The sequence below is a fragment of the Streptomyces sp. CA-179760 genome (genome assembly GCF_050937045.1).
In the GTDB taxonomy this organism is placed as follows: Bacteria; Actinomycetota; Actinomycetes; order Streptomycetales; family Streptomycetaceae; genus Streptomyces.
The window spans coordinates 125,549-143,812 of sequence record NZ_JBNJLZ010000001.1; the positions used below are offsets into that span (position 1 = coordinate 125,549).

The following is an 18,264-nucleotide window of genomic DNA, read 5'->3' on the forward strand; positions in this document are numbered from 1 at the left end:
CGGAGCGTTCAGCAGTTCCGAGAATTCTTCGGGAACTCTCAGAAAGCCCGCTCGGCGGTACCCCGCCGGACTCGCCCCGTCCGGCGGGGTGCAACACATGAAACGGCAGGTCAGCGGAAGTTCACGTCACTGCACAGGAAGTAGGTCTGATCCATGTGCGACGCCTGCCAGATCGTGTAGACGACATGCCTGCCGCTCAGCCCCGAAGTGCTCACGGGGATCTCGTAGTTCTGGCTGGGCGCGTACCTTCCGGTGCGGGTGACGAGCCGGAGGTCGTTCCAGGTCAGCGGCTGGGTGGCGGGGTTGAAGCCCTGCCGCGTGACGTACACCAGGAAGTAGTCGGCACCGTGACTGGCCTGGTCGTACAGCTTCACGGTGAAGTTGCCGCCGATGTCCGTCGTCTTCCAGGCGCCGACCGTGTCCAGGGAGTTGTACCGGCCGCCCTCGGTACGGCCGCCGCTGCACAGCTGGCCGTTGGGCACCACGGCCTGGAAGTCGCCGCCCGAGCCGTTGCGGTACAGGCCGTTCCAGTTCCACATGGCGTTCGCGTCGCTCCGCCACGCCTGCCAGCACATGGGGTCCTGTTGGGCCATTGCGGGGTTGAGGTGGTCGTTCCCCCAACGCAGCCAGCAGCCGTAGTTACGGGATGCCGGGTCGACGACCGAGCCATGGGCGACAGCGGTGCCGCTCCATGGGATCAGGCTGAGCAGCGCGGCGACCAGCACGCTCAGGGCGAGCGTCAGGCGGGAGCGGACCGGACGGAACATTCTACGGACATGACCATGACAATCCATGATCTCCTCTTTCGGATGTGGGGGTCGCGGTGCTTGCGGTGTGCCTTGCGTGGGGAGTGCGGGACAGCGTGGGAGCGCTCCCGCATTTCCACGCTGGGGCCGATGGCGCGGGTCCGCAACGCACGATTGCGCCACTTCCGTCAGAGCCGGTCGAGTTCCTTCGTGGCGCGTCCGAGGTAAGCGGCCGAGCCGGGCTCCGGCACGTCGATCTCACGGAACCCCAGGCGGTCGTAGAAGGCTCTGGCCCCGGTGTTGGCCGTCGCCATGGCCAGGTGGACAGCCGGGACTCCCCTGCCCTGGAGTGCCCCGAGGAACGTCCGCATCAGGCGGCGCCCGTGACCCCGGCCCTGCCAGTCGGGCAGCAGGTCGATGTGCAGATGCGCGGGATGCGCGGCCAGCTCGGGCCGCACCATCCGTTCCGGATGGTGCAACAGGCGAGCCATCTCCTCGTCCGGAGTGCGCGGCGGCTCGGGCGGTTCCGGGTAGCGGCCGGCGGCCATCGGAAGCCACGTGGTGCGGAACTCCGCGGCGAAGCGCGGGGTGTCGGCGGTGCCGAGGATGTAGCCGACCGCCCGTCCCCGGCCGTCGTCCAGCACGAAGGCCAGCTCCGGCTCCAGGCGGACGTAGGGAGCCGCGAAGATCATCGGGAAGATGCCCGGGTCCGCGTAGTGGGGGCGGCTGTCCTGGCCGGCGTGCGCGGTGCGGACACAGATGTCGTCGAGGGCCGGACGGTCCTCGGGGCGGTACGGGCGGATGGCGGGGTGCGTGGTCATGTCGGGCATCGTGCCCGGCGCGGGAGCGCTCCCTCAACCGTGCGGGGCAAGAGCTTCGCCTCGGTGACGGAGGACGGGCACACCGATCGGCTGCGAGGGTGACGTTCCGGCCCGGCGGGTGATGCCGGAATGCGAAGCGGGCCGACCGCTTAAGGGCAGGGACCGGGGTTACCCGACCCCCATGGTGAAGCTGCATATTCCGGGACGAAAAGAACATGACGCGACCGAGGGTCCGTCTTCGGAACCGTCGGAGAGCCCTCGGCCGGCGCCCGGGACGGCGGGTCCGGGCCCCGAAGTGGAGCGTGCGGCTCCCGACACGCCGAGTGAGCTGCCCCGGACGTCGTGGGGTGCGGTACTGAAGGGGAGCGTGCGGGAGTTCAGGAAGGACGAGCTGACGGACCGGGCGGCGGCGCTGACGTACTACACGGTGCTGGCGATGTTCCCGGCACTGCTGGTCCTGGTGTCTCTCCTGGGCATCACCGGCGAATCCACCACGGACAAGGTGCTCGAGAACATCCAGCAGTTCGCTCCCGGCGCGGCGCGGGACATCATCACCCGGGCCGTCGAGCAGTTGCAGGGCAACGCCGGCATCGGTTCGCTGATGGCGATCGTCGGTCTCCTCCTGGCGGTGTGGTCGGCCTCCGGCTACGTGGCGGCGTTCATCCGCTCCGCCAACGCCGTCTACGACATGCCCGAGGGGCGGCCGGTGTGGAAGCTGCTGCCGGTGCGGGTGGGCGTGACGGTGGTGCTGATGGTGCTGGCCACGATGAGCGCGCTGATCGTGGTCTTCACGGGCGGGCTGGCCCGTCAGGCCGGGACGACTCTGGGCATCGGCGACACGGCGCTGACGGTGTGGTCGTTCGCCAAGTGGCCCGTTCTGGTCGTGCTGGTCACGATCATGATCGCGATTCTGTACTGGGCGACCCCGAACGCCAAGGTGAAGGGGTTCCGCTGGGTCACGCCCGGCAGCGTGCTGGCCCTGCTGATCTGGCTGCTCGCGTCGGCGGGCTTCGCCGTGTACGTGGCCAACTTCGCCTCGTACAACAAGACCTACGGCACGATGGCGGGTGTCATCGTCTTCCTGGTGTGGCTGTGGATCACGAACCTCGCGATCCTGCTGGGCCTGGAGTTCGACGCGGAGACGGTACGGCAGCGGGCCGTCGCCGGCGGGCATCCGCCCGAGGACGAGCCGTACACCCAGCCGCGCGACACCCGGGCCTGGGACGAGGAGGACCGGCGCCGGGTGGAAGAGACCTGACCTGTTCAGCCCATCAGTCCGGCGGCGACCGTGGCGCCCAGTTCCCAGCACCTCTCGACGTCGCCCTTGTCCGGCTCGCCGGTCACGGTCACGGCCTCGGCGGTGCGGCGCCAGCCGAGGCCCGTCGTGATGGACTCGATACCCCGCACCGCTCCCGTCACGTCGTTCCCGCCGTGCACGTAGAAGCCGAAGGGCCGGCCGCGCGTCGCGTCCAGGCACGGGTAGTAGACCTGGTCGAAGAAGTGCTTGAGGGCGCCCGACATGTAGCCGAGGTTGGCGGGGGTGCCGAGGAGGTAGCCGTCGGCCGCGAGGACGTCGGAGGCGGTGGCGGACAGCGCCGGCCGGCGTTCGACGCGGACCTCCTCGATCTCGGGGTCCGTCGCCCCGGAGAGGACGGCTTCGAACATCGCCTGGCAGTTGGGCGAGGGCGTGTGATGGACGATCAGCAAGGTGGCCACGGCATCCGACCTTACAAGTCGTGAAGAGCAGGAGTGCCCGGCGCGAGATCCGGTACCCGTCCCTCGCTCTCCGTACGAGAAAGGGAGGTACCGCCTTGTCGCAGGTAGAGGAATCCATCGAGGTCCGTGTCCCGGTGCACACCGCCTACAACCAGTGGACCCAGTTCGAGGACTTTCCCCAGTTCATGGAAGGCGTGGAGCGCATCGAGCAGCGCACCGACACGCTGACGCACTGGGTGACGAAGGTCGGCGGCCAGGAGCGGGAGTTCGACGCGGAGATCACCGAGCAGGTTCCCGACGAGCGCGTCGCCTGGACGACGGTGGGCGGCGAGGCCAGGCAGGCCGGTGTGGTCACCTTCCACCGCATCCAGGACGACACGACCAAGGTCATGCTGCAGTTGGAGTTCGACCCCGTCGGGGTGACCGAGACCGTGGGCGACAAGCTCGGGTTCGTCAAGCGGCAGGTCTCGGGCGACCTGCGGCGGTTCAAGCAGTTCATGGAGGCCCGTGGGTCGGAGACGGGCGCCTGGCGCGGCGCGGTCTGAGCCGGCGGCGGAGGGCGGTCGCCACCACGTGCGGTGGTGGCGACCGCCCTCCGCCGTGTGTGCTCGCCCGCTACGCCACCACCGGCCGGGCGATCCCGCTCTGCAGCACTTCCCGGGCCTGCTGAGTCAGGTCGCCCAGACGCAGGGCGAGGCGTGTCACGGCCTCGTAGAGCACGTGGACGGCCCTGAGGTGTTCCAGACGCGGGGCCAGGGCCGAGAGGGCGATGGCCAGGGCCACGCCCACCCAGGCCACCGGGCCGAGCGGGGTGCAGCCGAAGAAGTGGCTGACGCCGGGGGTCTGGACGAGTGCGGCGAGTACGGCGGCCGAGCCGAGGGCCGTCACCCACACCAGCGTGCTGCGCCGGCGGCCGGAGAGGGTCTGCACGAGCTGGGCTCCGACCACGCCGCACAGGGCCATGGTGGTGGACCGGCGTTCGGTGCCCGGGGTGAGGCGGCCGATGAGGTACGCCGTGACCGCGCCGAGGCAGGTGGTGAGGCCCCGGCGGCGAATGGAGCGCAGCAGCGGGGCGCCCAGGACGTCGAGGCCCATCGGGCCGGTCGCGGCGTGCTCCGCGGTCGGGGGGTCGTCGCTCGGCGTGACCGCCACCGCCATGGCCGGGAACATGTCGGTGAGCAGGTTGACCAGCAGCAGCTGACGTGTCGACAGAGGTGAGGCACCGGCCAGCAGGGTGCCGAGGACGCTGAAGCCGACCTCGCCGGCGTTGCCGCCGATGAGGATGCTCACCGCGTCGGCGACGCTGCGCCACAGCGCACGGCCCTCGGCGACCGCGTCCACGAGGACGGACAGGTCGCCGGTGGTGAGCACGAGGTCGGCGGCGTTGCGGGCGGCCGCGGAGCCGCGGGACTCGACGCCCACCCCGACGTCGGCGGCGCGGATGGCGGCGGCGTCGTTGGCGCCGTCCCCGGCCATCGCCACTACTCGTCCGGCCTGCTGCAGGGCCTCGACGACGTGCAGTTTCTGCTCGGGTGCGACCCGGGCGATGACGCCCGCGCCGCGCAGGACCCGGACGCGTTCGCGGCGTTCCATGGCGACCAGTTCGTCGCCGGTCACCGCCTCGGTCTCCTGCGGCCAGCCCAGTTGCAGGGCGATGGCGCGGGCGGTCTCGGGGTGGTCGCCGGTGAGCATGACGGGCAGGATGCCGGAGCGGCGGAGTTCCGCGAGCAGGGCGTGCGAGGTGTCGCGCGGGACGTCGGCGAGGGCGACGAAGCCGCTGAACTCCAGGTCCGCGAGGGGCGCGTCGAGTTCGGCGTCGGCGTCGTCGGCCCGGCAGGGGCGCCGGGCTACGGCGAGGACGCGCAGTCCCTGTCCTGCCAGCTCGTGGGCGGTGTCGGTCGCGTGGCCGGGGAGGTTCCGGCAGGCGGGCAGGATCGTCTCCGGGGCTCCCTTGACGACGAGGAGTTCACCGAAGTCCGGATCGCCGTCACGGCCGACCGCCGCGGCGTAGCCCCGCCGTGTCTCGAAGGGCAGCTCGCCGGTCGGGGCCCAGCCCTCGTCGGGCGGGGCGACGTCGAGGACGGCCTCGTCGGTGGCGTGCGCGACACGGCGGCCCTGTCCCGTCTCCTCCTGCGGGCAGGCGCGCGCTGCCAGCCGCAGGACCGGCAAGGCCTGTTCGGTGCCGGTCTCGACGACGGTGCCGTCGGCGGTGGCGACGCGGACCAGGCGCAGTCTGTTCTCGGTGAGGGTGCCGGTCTTGTCGAAGCAGACGGTGTCGACCCGCCCGAGCGCCTCCAGGGTGCGCGGGGTGCGGACCAGGACGCCGCGCCGGGACAGCCGCCGGGCGGCCGCCATCTGCGCGACCGTGGCGACGAGCGGCAGTCCTTCCGGAACGGCGGCGACGGCGACCGCGACACCCCCGCTGACGGCGCGTCGTACGGGGCTGCCGCGCAGCAGGGACAGTCCGGTCACGGCCGCGCCGCCCGTGAAGGTCACCGGCAGCGCCTTGCGGGTCAGTTCCTGCAGCCGGGCCTGGACGCCGGCGGGCGGCGGGGTGCGGGCGGCGAGGGTGACGGCGCGGCCCGCCTCGGTCTGGTCGCCGGTGTCCACGACGAGCGCGAGGGCGCGTCCGGCCACGACGGTCGTGCCCTCGAACACCATGCAGGCGCGCTGGGCCACCGGCAGTCCGGGCGTGGCGTCGACGGCCTTGGAGACGGGCAGGGACTCGCCGGTGAGAGCCGACTCGTCGACCTCGAGGCCGTCGATCTCCAGCAGCCGGGCGTCGGCGGGTACGACATCGCCCGCGCCGAGGCTGATCTCGTCGCCGGGCCGCAGCCGGGCGGCGTCGACGGTGACGGTGCGCCGGTGGCTGTCCTGCCTGCGGGCCTTGGGCTGCTGCCGGGAGGCCAGCCGGGCCAGTGCCTGTTCGGCGCGCATCCGCTGGAGTCCGCCCGTCACGGCGTTGAGGTCCATGGCGCCCACGACCAGCAGGGCGTCGACGAGCGAGCCGAGCAGGGCGGAGGCGACGGCGCCCGTGGCCAGGACGGGTGTGAGCGGATCGTCGAGTTCTCGGCGTACGGCACCGGCCGCCTGCCATGTCCAGCGGGCCGGGGTCACTGCCGGGTGGCGGATCAGGCGGCCGGCCTGCTGCCTGGAGCGGTCGGCGAGCAGGGCGAGTCCGCGGGGCTCGCCGTCGCGCCTGGTGCGTCCCAGCCGGTCGCGGACCTCGTGGGGTTCCAGGGCGTGCCAGGGGATGTGCAGTCGTGGCGGGGGCGGGGTGGCCCGGGCCGCTTGGATGCCCGCGAGCCAGCCGGTGAGCAGGGCGCCCGCGGCGGCGATGTTGACGGGGGCGTGCCGGGTGAGGGGCCACATGCCGAGTCGGCCCAGACGCTGTCCGCCGCGTGCGACCAGGAGCCCCGACAGGGCGGCGCCGGCGCGGGCCAGGGTCTGGGACCGGCGTCCGACGCGCCGGGCCGCGGGGATCGCCGTCAGCAGCCGCCAGACGTCGGCGAGGCCTCCCGGGGCCAGCGCGTCGACACCCCAGGAGACGGCGGCCCGGCCGTCGGTGAGGGCGATGGCGACGTCGCCGGCGGGCAGGCCGGCCGCCACGTGTCCGTCGCCGGACTCGGCCAGGCGGGCGACGGTCACCACGATGTGCCCGTCGTTCTGCAGGGCCCGGACGACGTCTCCGAACGGTTTCGCGCCAGGGGCGACCTCGTCGGCGAGCCGGGTGATGTCCTTGAGGTCGGAGCCGCCTGCGATCACGACGTGCAGTCCTGCCCTGCGGGCCGCGTCGAGGACGGCCTCGGCGAAGGGGTGGACCGGGTCGTCGGGCAGCCCGTCTGGGTCGTCCTGGGTGTCCTCCCGCCGGCTGCGCAGGGCGTCGGCGTGCAGGACCAGGGCGTCGGCGATCTCCAGCTGCCGCAGGCGCTCCCCGTTGCGCAGGAGGATCCCGGCGTGGGCGAGGAAGGCGCCGAGGGTCGCGCCGAAGGCGGCCGGTCCGTACCGGGCCGCCTTGGGGGATCCGGCGAGGACTGCTTCGGCCGCGTCGCTCGCCCGGTGCGTCACGAGGAGGGTGGCGGCGGCGCCGGCGACGCTGCCGGTGCTGGCGTGGGAGGCGTACTCCGCGGCGGGCGTCACCTTGAGCGGCGGCCGGGTGTCCGGCGGGCAGGGCAGGCTCGTGCGGCGTTCGTGGACGATGTCGTCGTGCAGTGCCTCGAAGGCCGCGGCCCTGGCCACGGCCTCCGTCAGCTGGGTGCCGCGCAGGACGCCGTCGAGCAGGAGCGCCAGCGGGGTCTGGCCGGCGCCGTGTGCGGCGGCGTTCGCGGCGGCGAGGACCAGTTCCATGCCGGGGGTGCCGAAGCGCTGCCGGAGCAGGGCCCGGAAGCGGGGGTTCTCGCGCAGCAGGGTGACGGTCGCGGTGATGATGCGTGAGGTGGGCGGCAGACGCAGGGACCGGCCGGCCAGGGCGCCTGCCGTGCCGACTGCGTCCAGGAGGATCGCCGCCGCGGTGACGCGCACCTCGGTGGGGTCGCCGGGGTGGCTGGTGTCCCGGGCGTTCGGGTCGGTGCCTTCGTCCAGGCCGAGGAGGGCGGCGAGTGCGATGGCCCGCTCGGTGACGCGGTCGGTGGCGGCTTCCTCGGCCACGGTGATCACCATGCGGGACAGTCCTCCGTCCCAGAACGCCGTGAGCACGTCCGGGTGGTCGAGGAGTTCCCCGGCCAACTCGCGGGCGAGCGTGCCGGCCTCGCCGTCGGAGCGCCGCAGGGCGAGGTGGACGCGGTGGCCGGCCTTCCAGTGCTGCTGGCCGGTCAGGGCGTTGCGCGCGACGTTGCGTACGCGCCGCGTGGTGTCGTAGACGGACGTCACGCCCTGGGCGGTGCCGCGGACGGCCCCTGCGGCCGCCCCGGCCACGGCCCCGACGAGCGGGGCGACGTCGAAGCGTGTGAGCATCTGCCGCTGTCCCGACTCAGCCGGTCGGCCGGCTGTCGTGTCCGTGCGGGTGAGCGTGTACCCGGTCCGGTTCCTCGCCGTGCGGGTCGTGGTGCGCGGTGGCCTCGGCGACCTGCTTCAGCGCGGAGGCGGTGGCGGTGTCGCCCACCTTGGCGGGCTGTTCGTGGACGTGCTGTTCGGGTCGGTCGTGCCGGTAGTGGGACGAGGCGAGTCTGCCGCCGGGGCCGTGCTCGGAGGTGTCCTGGTCGTCCGGCCTGTCGTGGGAGCCGGTGCCCTTGCCGCGTTCACCGGTGCGGGTGGTCCGCGTGCCGCCGTTCGGTGACGTGCCGTCGGGCTTCTGTCCGGGCCTGGGCCGTGTCAGCCAGGCGACGGCGGCGCCGGTCAGCGCCACCGGCCACTCCACCACTCCGGCCACACCGAGCACACCGGCACCGGCGTAGACGGCCATCCGGCGGCCGCGCGGCGACACCGCGCCGACCTTGTCCAGGGCTCCTCCGGCCACCTTCCCCACCTGCTCCGCGCCCGGCAGATGCCGGAGGCCCGAGGCGACTGCCCGCAGCGGCTGCGGAAGATCGGACGAACGTGATGTCTCCTGGGTCATGTCGACCTCCACAGGCGCGCTTTTATCCGACTTCAACCGGTTTTCCAGCTCTTCGCCCTATATTCCGTCTTCGACGGTATGAGCGCTTGTCCTGTTCGGCCGGAGCAGGGGCCGCAGCCTTCCGTGTCGGCACGGGCGCGCTGGGTACTCAGAGCGGGCACGCGGGCCCTCACGGGGTCCGGGCACGGTACGGCAGCGGAGTCTCCGGTTCGGCGAATGGAGTGGTCATGACGGAGAACGGTGATGACGCGACGCTCGTCCGGAGGCCGGGCATACCCGACCTCCGACTGGCCCCGGACCGGAGCGAGCCCGCGCCACCCCAGGACCCGCAGGCCGGTGAGCCGCCACACGAACTGCCCCTGGACCGTAATCAGGCGATTCTGGAGGCGGCCAAGCAGGTGGGTTCCCTGCTGAAGCGGAAGGGACATCTCTTCGCGCTGGCCGGGAGCGTGGCCGCCTACGCGCACGGAGGCGAGAAGAACCTCCAGCACGACGTCGACTTCGCCATCCGCCCCGAGGACGCCGAGGCGGTGGCGGTCACACTCCGGGACGCGGGGCTGACCGTCTACACACCGCCGGAGGACTGGCTGATCAAAGCCACGTGTTTCGGCCAGCCCGTGGACATCATCTTCGAGCTGGCGGACCGGCCGGTCGGCGCGGACATGCTGGAGCGCGCGGAGGAGATCTCGGTCGACTCGGTGCGCATGCCCGTGCTGGCCCCGACCGATCTGCTGTGGAGCCTGGCCGCCGCCTTCTCGGAGCACCACTGCGACTTCGGTGCCGCCCTCCCCATCGCGCGCGCCCTGCGGGAGAAGGTCGACTGGGAGCGGGTGCGGCGCGAGTGCGGGGACGCGCCCATGCCCGCCGCCTTCTTCTTCCTCCTGGAGCGCCTGAACGTCATCTGAAGGAGCACTCATGAGCACCCACGGTTCCCAGGACACGGGCGGCGCGCCGCCGGCGCAGAACCTGGACTACCGCATCGCCCACCTCCAGGACCGCCTCGCCTCGGGCGAACTCGGCGAACTCGGCGTACGGGTCGAGGCCCGCGGCCGGACGGTGCTGCTCACCGGCACCGTGCCCTCGGCCCCCTGCCGCGAGGAGATCGTGCGCACCGCCCGCGAGGAGCTCGCCGGAATCCCGGTGCACAGCGATCTCGTGGTCACCGAGGCGTCCTCCCCCGACCACGCGGAGGAGCTCTCATGATCCGCGTCGCAGCCGTCGGAGACATCCACATGGGGCCCGACAGCCAGGGCGTGCTCCGCCCCGCCTTCGAGACCCTGCCCGAGTGCGCCGACCTCCTGCTGCTGGCCGGGGACCTGACCCGGCACGGCACTCCCGAGGAGGCCTCGGTGGTGGCCCGGGAGATCCAGGGCCTCGGGGTCCCGGTGGTCGCCGTCCTGGGTAACCACGACCATCACGACGACAAACCCGACGAGGTCACGGCCGTGCTCAGGGACGCCGGCGCCCATGTCCTCGAGGGCCAGGGGACGGTCCTGCCGTGCGGCGGGGCGCGTATCGGCGTGGCCGGCACCAAGGGGTTCGGCGGCGGCTTCGTCGGCCGCTGCGCCGGGGAGTTCGGCGAGCCGGTCATGAAGGAGTTCGTCAGGCACTCGCGGCGCTGTGCCGACGGTCTGCGGGCGTCCCTGGAGCGGCTCGGCGAGGAGGGCTGTGACGCGCGGATCGCACTGACCCACTACTCCCCCGTCCCGGACACGCTGGCCGGCGAACCGCTGGAGATCCATCCGTTCCTGGGCAGCTATCTGCTGGCCGAGGCGATCGACACGGCCGGTGCCGACCTCGCGGTGCACGGGCACGCGCACGCCGGCACCGAACACGGCATGACCAGCGGCGGCGTACGGGTGCGCAATGTCGCCCAGCCGGTCATCGGACGGGCCTTCCACGTCTACCACCTGCCGGTCCGCGACCACGCGGCCACCGGAGCCGCCGCCCGGGCCGCCCGCTAGGCCCGATCCCCCGCTCGCCCCGCGCCGCCGGCCCGCGCCGGCGGCGCTTTTCCGTGCGCCGTGTTCCGTGACGGGTGACACGAGGCGCCGTCCCCGTACCGCCTCTGGTGTGAACGCCCCGCAGGTCGCGCCCGCTTAAGGCATTTTGTCTGCTTAGCATGCATGCTCCGCGCTCCCCACGTCGGCGATGCCCCACGCGTCCGTCCGGGGCGCCCTGCCCCGTACGAGAGGACACCAGATGGCGCTGACGGGCCGTCGGAATGCACCGTCCGAGCATGCCTTCTCCCCGCACGACGCCGTACTGCGCACCGCGGCGCCGCACGTCGCCCGCCGGCGCTTCCTGACCGTCACCGCGGCGGCGGCGATGCTCGCCTTCAGCACCAACCGGCCGGCCCGCGGCGCCACCGCCGCTCCGGAACTCGACGCCGCCCGGGTCTCCGACGACCCGTTCACCCTGGGCGTGGCCTCCGGCGATCCACTGCCCGACTCGGTGCTGATCTGGACGCGGCTGGCCCCCGAGCCGTTCACCGCGGACGGCGGCCTGGGCCAGGAGCGGGTCGTCGTCTCCTGGGAAGTGGCCATGGACGAGCGGTTCGCGCTCGTCGAGCAGCAGGGTGTCGCGACGGCACATCCCGAGTACGCCCACAGCGTGCGCGTCGACATCAAGGGTCTGAGGCCGGACAGCCACTACTACTACCGGTTCCGGGTGGGCAGCTGGATCAGCCCCACGGGCCGGACCCGTACGGCACCGGCCGCGGGCAGCGCCCCCGCCGGCATGCGGCTCGCCGCCGTGGCCTGCCAGGCCTACCAGGACGGCTACTACACCGCCCACCGGCATCTGGCCGAGGAGGACGTCGACGCGGTGTTCCACCTCGGCGACTACCTGTACGAGTACCCGGTGGACTCCGCAGGCGGCGCCCGCCGCTACAGCGACCGCAAGCTGCCCGACGTGTTCAACCGCGAGACGGTCACCCTCGCGGACTACCGGCTGCGCTACTCGCTCTACAAGAACGATCCGGACCTGCGCGCCGCGCATGCCCGGCACCCGTTCCTCGTCACCTGGGACGACCACGAGACGGAGAACAACTACGCGGGCGCCTTCGACGAGAAGGGCACCTCCTCGGAGCAGTTCCTGGCGCGCCGCGCCGCCGCCTACCGGGCCTACTGGGAGAACCAGCCGCTGCGCGCCGAGCAGCTGCCGCAGGGCCCCGACGCCCGGCTGTACCGCCGGCTGGCCTGGGGGTCACTCGTCCAGTTCGACCTCCTCGACACCCGCCAGTACCGCTCCGACCAGGCCTACGACGACCGGCCGCACGCACCGGGCACCGAGTCGGACGACCCGGCCCGCACCATGACCGGCGACGCGCAGGAACGCTGGCTGCTGGACGGCTGGCGAGGCTCCGGCGCGCTGTGGCACGTGACGCCCCAGCAGGTGTGCTTCTCACAGCGCAAGTTCGACGTGACCGGGCCGGCCCGGGTCTCCATGGACGCCTGGGACGGCTACCGCGCCTCCCGCGACCGGGTCACGGCGGGCGCGAAGGCCGCGGGCATCGACAACTGGATGGTCCTCACCGGCGACGTCCACGTCGGGTACGCCTTCGACATCAAGGACGACTTCGACGACCCGCGGTCCAGGACGCTGGGCACGGAGTTCACCTGCACCTCCATCTCCAGCGGCGGCAACGGAACCGAGAAGCCCGACAACTGGGACACCTACCTGCGGGCCAACCCCCACATGAGGTACTACGACGGCCGGCGCGGCTACGTCCGGGTCGAGCTGGACCGCGCGAAGGCCCAGGTCGACTTCCGGACCGTCCCGTCCATCACACAGCCCGGGGGCACCGTCTCGACGACCGCGTCCTTCGTCACGGAGGTGGGTTCGCCCGGCCTGAAGTCCGCCTGAGACACCCGGTTACCGCAGTACCGCAGTTCCACCGTGATCGAAGGAGACACACCGAATGGTCCACAGACACGTCGTGACCGGCCGCCGGGCGGCCCTGACCGCGCTCGGCGCACTCGTCGCCACCGGACTCCCCTCCGCCGTGGCGGCCGAGCCGGCGCCCCCCGCGGGCCCGCTGCCCTCGGCCGCCCAGACCCTCGGCGCCGACCGGCCGTCGGCGCCGATGCTGCGGGCCCTGGAGCGCGACCTCGGGCTGACCCCGGCCCAGGCGTCCCGGCGGCTGGTCAACGAGGCGGAGGCGGGCACCCGGGCGGGGCGGCTGCGCAACGCCCTGGGCACGCGCTTCGCGGGGGCCTGGCTGCGCGGCACGACAGCGCAGGAGCTCGTGGTGGCGACCACGAACACCGCGGACGTGGCCGCCATCAAGGCCCAGGGCGCCAAGGCCGCCGTCGTGAAGAAGACGCTCCGGGACCTCCAGGCGGCGAAGAAGAAACTGGACGGGGCGGCGGCCCGTGCCGACACCCGCGACACGCCCCTGTGGTACGTCGACATCCCTGCGAACCGGATCGCGGTGCAGGCCCGGAGCAGGGCCGCGGCCACCGCGTTCGTCAAGGCGGCGGGCCTCGACGCCAAGAGCGTGGGAGTCACGGTGACGGCGGAGCGACCGCGCCTGTTTGCGGATCTGACCGGCGGCGACGCCTACTACATCAACGGCAGCGCCCGCTGCTCGATCGGGTTCTCCGTCACCAAGGGCCAGCAGCAGGGCTTCGCCTCGGCGGGGCACTGCGGCAAGAAGGGCGATACGACGACCGGGTTCAACCAGGCGGAACAGGGCACGTTCCAGGCCTCCACGTTCCCCGGCAAGGACATGTCGTGGGTGGCCGTCAACGACCAGTGGACGGCCACGGCGAACGTGAAGGCCGAGGGCGAACAGAAGGTGCAGGTCACCGGCTCGGTCCAGGCGCTCGTCGGGGCCGCCGTGTGCCGCTCCGGCTCCACCAGCGGGTGGCACTGCGGCAAGGTCGAGCAGCACGACGCCAGTGTCAGCTATGCCGAGGGCAGGGTGGACGGGCTGACCCGGACGACGGTGTGCGCCGAGCCGGGCGACTCCGGCGGGCCCTACGTCGCGGGCGTCCAGGCGCAGGGCGTGACCTCGGGTGGCACGGGCGACTGCAAGAGCGGGGGCACGACGTTCTTCCAGCCGATCAATCCGCTGCTCAGCGCCTTCGGTCTCACTCTGAAGACCGCCCCCGCCGCAGCAGCGGCACCGCAGGGCAACGTGGCGCAGAGCTGGGCCGCCGGCCGTGTCTACGAGGCCGGGGTCACGGTGACTCACGGTGGGGTGCGCTACCAGTGCCTGCAGACCCACCAGGCCCAGGGCGTGTGGGCGCCGACGCGCACCCCGGCCCTGTGGCAGCGGGTGTGACGAAGAGTCAGAGCGGTCCGGCGCCGGCGCGGCACACGCCGTCGGCGCCGGGCCGGGCCCGCCAGTCCTCCGTCAGCAGCGCGTACGCGGTGGCGAGGAACGGGTCGTGGGCACGGAAGCGGCGGGTGCACACGGCGGCCAGGGCCGTGCCGGTGTCGGGCCGGAAGCCCAGGAACGCCTGCTGGCCGAGAGTCGCCCCGCTGTGGAAGTAGAGCGGTCCGCCGTCGGTCGGGTGACGGAACCATGCGGTGGTGTGGACGTGCCGGTGTCCGATGCCCCGGCGGAGCACGGGCCGGCGCACCTCACGCAGGGGCGCGGCCAGTCGGGGTGGTGCCCCGGCGGGGTCCAGATGGGCCTCGAGGAAGGTGAGCAGGTCGTGTGGCGTGGCCCGGACGGCACCTGCGGCCTGGAAGCCTCCGGCGTCGAAGGGGGGCACGGGTGACCGGCCGTCCTTGCCGTGCCCGAGTGCGTCGAATCCGGAGTCGTCCGCGCGCAGGGTCGTGCCGTCCAGGCCGAGCGGGTGCAGGACCTGGCCGGTGAGCAGGTCCTCCCACGGTGTGCCGGTCGCGGCGGCGAGTGCGTGTCCGAGTACGGCGACGCCGTAGTTGGAGTAGCGCCACCGGGTGCCGGGGCGGTGGCGCGGCCGGTGACGCAGGAAGGCGTCGACGACCCGGGCGGCCGGGAAGCGGCCGTACGGGTTGGTGTGCCAGGCGGGCAGGGCCCGGAGGAGGAAGCCTGGCGGCAGGGCGGGCAGGCCGGAGGTGTGGGTGATCAGATGGGCGAGCGTCACAGGGTGGGCACCGGTGGGCCGTCCCACGTCGAGGAAAGCGACGGCCGGTTCACCGCCGGACAGCCGTCCGCTGTGGATCAGCCGGGCAAGCAGCAGCCCGGTGATGGTCTTGGCGGCCGAGCCGATCTCGTACCGCAGGTCCTCTCGGGACACCGGCGGAGGCGGGGCGGTACCGCCGCTCAGGACGGTTCGGCGGCCGTGCCGCGAGAGGGCGAAGACGACGTCCGGGGCATCGGCCGCGGTGACGGCGTCCGCGAGCCGAGGGTCCGGTAGCCCGTGGTCCTGGAGAAGAACCGGTGGCTGGACGCGTGGGTCAGGGTGAGCGGCCGTGGGCGTGGTACGAGGAGCGTCGAGCGGTTCGCCCTGCGGCGACCGCCAGTCGGGCCGACGGGTCGTCATGAGGCGTGTGCCAGGAGGGACAGGGAGCGGGAGGTGGCCAGTACGGAGGCGTAGGCGGCGACCAGGGTCGGGTGGTAGACGATGTCGAACACCTCGTCGGGGGCGCCCTCGGGCATCGTCCGCAGGGCCGGCATCGCCCCGTCGGGCTGCTGTGCGGCGGCGAAGCCCTGCCAGGCCCTCTCGTCCAGGGTGGGGCGGGGCAGGCAGGCGTCGACCACCAGCAGTTCACCGAGCAGGTCCCAGCGCTCCAGGTCCAGCCAGTCGTCGATCCAGACGGGCAGCCAGGTCGCGAGGTAGTCGGCGGTGGCGGGCGGCAGGCCGTCCGGGTTCTCTCCCCAGTCGGTCAGGTGGAACACGTTGTGCGTGACGTCGTAGGCGATGTGCCCTTCCACCGTCCAGGGTTCGGGGGTGCGGGCCAGCCAGGTGGTGTCGCGCAGTTCGGCCTCCGGAGGGCGCGGCGGGAGGCCGAAGCGGCGCTGGAACGCGGAGAGTCCGAGCCGCCGGGTGGGGGTCGCCTCGAACGACACCCAGCTGTCCAGCCGGTGGTTCAGGGCGGCGGCCCGCTCCACCTCCGGCTGGCTGTAGCCGAGTTCCTTGAAGGGCAGGTACACCTCGAACGGGATGGGGGAGATCGGCTCCGTGAGCTGCCCGCGCACCAGCATGCGGCCGCCGTCCAGCGTCTCGCGCCAGGCGTGGTCGAGGAGTTGCCGGGCGAGCTGTGCCTGGCGCGATCCCGCGACGCCCTCGCGGAACAGCACCTTGCAGATCATGGCGAGTTCACCGATGGGTTTGAAGCGCTCCAGGAAGCCGACCTCCGGGTCGACGTCGGGTTCCAGCTCGAATCCGTCGCGGTGGGCCCACAGCCATTCCAGGGCGCCTGCTCCGACGTTGTGGATCAGGCGGGTGTCGGTCATCCCAGCACTCCTTGTCCGCCGGGCCGGTGGTGCGCACCTGCCCGTGCTCCGTCCTCGAGACGCCCTGTGGTCAGGGTTGCCGCGAAGGCGGCCATGAGGGTGGGGTGGTAGTGGGTGAGGAAGTCCGGGCCGCCGTCGTGGTCCGTTCCGCCTCCTTGCTCCGGGATCGCGCCGGAGGGGTGCTGTACCGCCGCGACCCGTGCCCAGGCGTCCTCGAGGACGGCGGGTTCGGGCAGCAGGGGCAGACTCGCCGCCACCGCGAGCAACTCGCAGCCGAGGTCCCACATCCCGGCGTCCAGACAGGTGTCGAGCCAGGGCGGCAGCCAGTCGGCCAGGTAGCCGGCGACGTCCGGTGGTACGCCCCCGGGCCCGGCGCGCCCCCAGTCGGTGAGGTGGAAGACCACGTGGGTGAGCGAGTAGCCGGAGGACTGCTCGAAGGTCCACGGCTCGGGCAGCCCGGCCAGCCACGTGTGCCGCAGCGCCTGCGGCATCGCGTCGGACTGCCGGATGCCGCTGCGTGTCTCGGCGTTCAGAACGCCGAGACGCCGGGTGGGCTCCTGCTCGGTGAGCCGCCAGCCGAGGGTGCGGGCCACCGTGGCGGTGGCCGCCTCGTAGCCGGGGTGCCGCAGGCCCGCCGCGGCCATGGCCGCGTACACCTCCAGCGGGTAGGTGGCGAAGGGCTCCAGCCGTTGCAGACGCACGAACAGCTCTCCCCGGCCGGTCTGTTGCCAGGCGAAGTTCATGAGGTCGGCCGCGCAGGCGTGGAGCGGGTCCGGGGGCGCGGTGTGCAGGGACACGGTCGCGCATACCTGGGCCAGTTCCCCGAGCGGTTTCCAGCTGCGGTTCACCTGTCCGTCGGCGGCCAGCGCGTCCTCGCCCAGCGCGAACCGCTCGCGATGCGCGGACACCCACGCCAGCGCGTCCTCGGCCACCTGCCGCGGTCCCCGTACGTCCCTCACACGAACGCTCCCGTCCGGGTCAGCCGCGCGGCCCTCGACTGCAGTGCCACGAGCGGGTCCTGGCCGCCCATCAGCTCCACGAAGTCCAGGCCGTTCTCGAGGCCCAGCGTCTTCGGTACGCCGTCCAGAAGGGTCAGCCAGCGTCCGGCACCGGCTGCCTGCCGCCAGTCCCTGCGGCGTACGGCGCGCACGAAGCCGCGGGCGACGTCGACCGGCCGGTGCGCGGCGGCGCGGGCGACCGCGCTGTCCTCGCCGGGCAGGGCGAGGGCGGCCAGCACCGCGAGCTGGTGCGTCAGGAGCTGCCAGCTCGCACCCTCCAGCCAGGCGGCGTCGGGTTCTTCGCCCGGACTGCCGGCATGGCCCGGGTCGAGCCGCAGCAGTGTGCGTCGCATGGCCCAGTGGCTCCACACGACGGTGGGGGCGGCCTGGGCGCCGGGCGGGTAGGTCTCCACGGCTTTGTGGAACACGGCGAGTTCGTCGGGCGGGGGCGGGGTGTGCAGAAGGGTGCTCGGGAGCAACGCGTCGGCTCCCAGCACACGTACGGCCGCGAGGGCGAGTCCCTCCGCTTCCGGGTCGGCCGCCACGGGGGCTGCCGCACGGGCGTGGTCTCCGCTCCGAAGAGCGGAGACCACGCCGGAAGCGAGGTCCTGCACCGCGTCCTGCAAGAGAGACGAAGTGCCTGACTGCTTCATGGTTGCTCCTGTCGGTCCACTCAACCCTTCTTGGGGCGCGGGGTGGGCGGCGACAGGAGGAGACCGAATCCGCCCTTGAACAGCGCGAGTGCGGCGCACTCACGGCTGTCGCGGTAGATTCCGTCGGTTTCCGCCGGGTCGAGTGCCGCCTCGATGTCGGCACTCTGGATGCCCGTCAGTTCCTTGGTGACCTTCTCGGTGGAAGTCATTGCACCATCTCCTTGGGGGAAGCGGATGCTTCTCCTCTAGTGCACCTGATGCTGACAAATCATGCCAACTTACCCATGAGTTTATTTAGATCACATATTCAACATCCGACGCACGCGTATCAGCCCTGCGGCGCGAACCGGGTGCGTGTCTTCGCCCCCGGCGGGGAACCCGGC

17 protein-coding genes are annotated in these 18,264 nt (G+C 72.6%); 7 read left to right on the plus strand and 10 right to left on the minus strand.

Going from position 1 to position 18,264, the window contains the following annotated elements; genetic code table 11:
• Positions 1-110: 110 nt before the first annotated feature.
• Positions 111-794, minus strand: coding sequence for a lytic polysaccharide monooxygenase auxiliary activity family 9 protein (locus ACQEV8_RS00605; RefSeq protein WP_432956370.1), 684 nt, complete (start codon positions 792-794; stop codon positions 111-113).
• Between the two features lie 140 nt (positions 795-934).
• On the minus strand, positions 935-1,567 hold the full coding sequence (locus tag ACQEV8_RS00610; RefSeq protein ID WP_432956371.1) for a GNAT family N-acetyltransferase: 633 nt from the start codon (positions 1,565-1,567) through the stop codon (positions 935-937).
• A 181-nt stretch (positions 1,568-1,748) separates the two neighbouring features.
• Here ACQEV8_RS00610 and ACQEV8_RS00615 point away from each other — a divergent pair, with 181 nt between their 5' ends.
• Positions 1,749-2,825 (plus strand): YihY/virulence factor BrkB family protein, encoded by a 1,077-nt coding sequence (locus ACQEV8_RS00615; protein ID WP_432956373.1) that lies wholly within the window; start codon positions 1,749-1,751, stop codon positions 2,823-2,825.
• Between the two features lie 5 nt (positions 2,826-2,830).
• Here the strand turns inward: ACQEV8_RS00615 and ACQEV8_RS00620 are convergent, their stop codons facing one another.
• The gene (locus ACQEV8_RS00620) at positions 2,831-3,283 is read right to left on the minus strand and encodes a flavodoxin family protein (protein ID WP_432956374.1); all 453 of its coding nucleotides are present in this window, start codon (positions 3,281-3,283) and stop codon (positions 2,831-2,833) included.
• A gap of 95 nt (positions 3,284-3,378) precedes the next feature.
• On the opposite strand from ACQEV8_RS00620, the gene ACQEV8_RS00625 reads away from it, so the two are divergent.
• Positions 3,379-3,828: an SRPBCC family protein gene (locus ACQEV8_RS00625; RefSeq protein WP_432956375.1), complete on the plus strand. Its 450-nt coding sequence runs from the start codon at positions 3,379-3,381 to the stop codon at positions 3,826-3,828.
• A 70-nt stretch (positions 3,829-3,898) separates the two neighbouring features.
• Here the strand turns inward: ACQEV8_RS00625 and ACQEV8_RS00630 are convergent, their stop codons facing one another.
• Positions 3,899-8,236 (minus strand): HAD-IC family P-type ATPase, encoded by a 4,338-nt coding sequence (locus ACQEV8_RS00630; protein WP_432956376.1) that lies wholly within the window; start codon positions 8,234-8,236, stop codon positions 3,899-3,901.
• A 16-nt stretch (positions 8,237-8,252) separates the two neighbouring features.
• Complete coding sequence (locus ACQEV8_RS00635; protein WP_432956378.1) at positions 8,253-8,837, minus strand: hypothetical protein; 585 nt, start codon at positions 8,835-8,837, stop codon at positions 8,253-8,255.
• A gap of 227 nt (positions 8,838-9,064) precedes the next feature.
• Between ACQEV8_RS00635 and ACQEV8_RS00640 the strand changes: the two genes are divergently transcribed.
• From ACQEV8_RS00640 to ACQEV8_RS00660, 5 genes are all read left to right on the plus strand, one after another.
• Entirely contained in the window at positions 9,065-9,742 is a 678-nt protein-coding gene (locus ACQEV8_RS00640) for a nucleotidyltransferase family protein (protein WP_432956379.1), read from the plus strand.
• Positions 9,743-9,752: 10 nt separating this feature from the next.
• Positions 9,753-10,040 (plus strand): BON domain-containing protein, encoded by a 288-nt coding sequence (locus tag ACQEV8_RS00645; protein ID WP_432956381.1) that lies wholly within the window; start codon positions 9,753-9,755, stop codon positions 10,038-10,040.
• Complete coding sequence (locus ACQEV8_RS00650) at positions 10,037-10,801, plus strand: metallophosphoesterase family protein (RefSeq protein WP_432956383.1); 765 nt, start codon at positions 10,037-10,039, stop codon at positions 10,799-10,801. Before ACQEV8_RS00645 ends, ACQEV8_RS00650 begins: the two co-directional genes overlap by 4 nt.
• A 238-nt stretch (positions 10,802-11,039) precedes the next feature.
• On the plus strand, positions 11,040-12,704 hold the full coding sequence (locus tag ACQEV8_RS00655) for an alkaline phosphatase D family protein (RefSeq protein WP_432956384.1): 1,665 nt from the start codon (positions 11,040-11,042) through the stop codon (positions 12,702-12,704).
• A gap of 55 nt (positions 12,705-12,759) precedes the next feature.
• Positions 12,760-14,127, plus strand: a complete 1,368-nt coding sequence (locus tag ACQEV8_RS00660) for an alpha-lytic protease prodomain-containing protein (RefSeq protein ID WP_432956386.1) — start codon at positions 12,760-12,762, stop codon at positions 14,125-14,127.
• Between the two features lie 7 nt (positions 14,128-14,134).
• Here the strand turns inward: ACQEV8_RS00660 and ACQEV8_RS00665 are convergent, their stop codons facing one another.
• The 5 genes from ACQEV8_RS00665 to ACQEV8_RS00685 are packed head-to-tail and all read right to left on the minus strand — an operon-like array spanning position 14,135 to position 18,090.
• Positions 14,135-15,316, minus strand: a complete 1,182-nt coding sequence (locus ACQEV8_RS00665) for a serine hydrolase domain-containing protein (protein ID WP_432956388.1) — start codon at positions 15,314-15,316, stop codon at positions 14,135-14,137.
• The gene (locus ACQEV8_RS00670) at positions 15,313-16,230 is read right to left on the minus strand and encodes a DUF6895 family protein (RefSeq protein ID WP_432956390.1); all 918 of its coding nucleotides are present in this window, start codon (positions 16,228-16,230) and stop codon (positions 15,313-15,315) included. The genes ACQEV8_RS00665 and ACQEV8_RS00670 overlap by 4 nt, the downstream gene beginning before the upstream one ends.
• Entirely contained in the window at positions 16,227-17,189 is a 963-nt protein-coding gene (locus tag ACQEV8_RS00675) for a DUF6895 family protein (RefSeq protein ID WP_432956392.1), read from the minus strand. The genes ACQEV8_RS00670 and ACQEV8_RS00675 overlap by 4 nt, the downstream gene beginning before the upstream one ends.
• Positions 17,186-17,881 carry a hypothetical protein gene (locus tag ACQEV8_RS00680; RefSeq protein WP_432956393.1) on the minus strand — a complete coding sequence of 232 codons (696 nt, stop codon included), beginning with the start codon at positions 17,879-17,881 and terminating at the stop codon, positions 17,186-17,188. The genes ACQEV8_RS00675 and ACQEV8_RS00680 overlap by 4 nt, the downstream gene beginning before the upstream one ends.
• A gap of 20 nt (positions 17,882-17,901) precedes the next feature.
• The gene (locus tag ACQEV8_RS00685) at positions 17,902-18,090 is read right to left on the minus strand and encodes a hypothetical protein (protein WP_391113310.1); all 189 of its coding nucleotides are present in this window, start codon (positions 18,088-18,090) and stop codon (positions 17,902-17,904) included.
• Between the last annotated feature and the right edge of the window lie 174 nt (positions 18,091-18,264).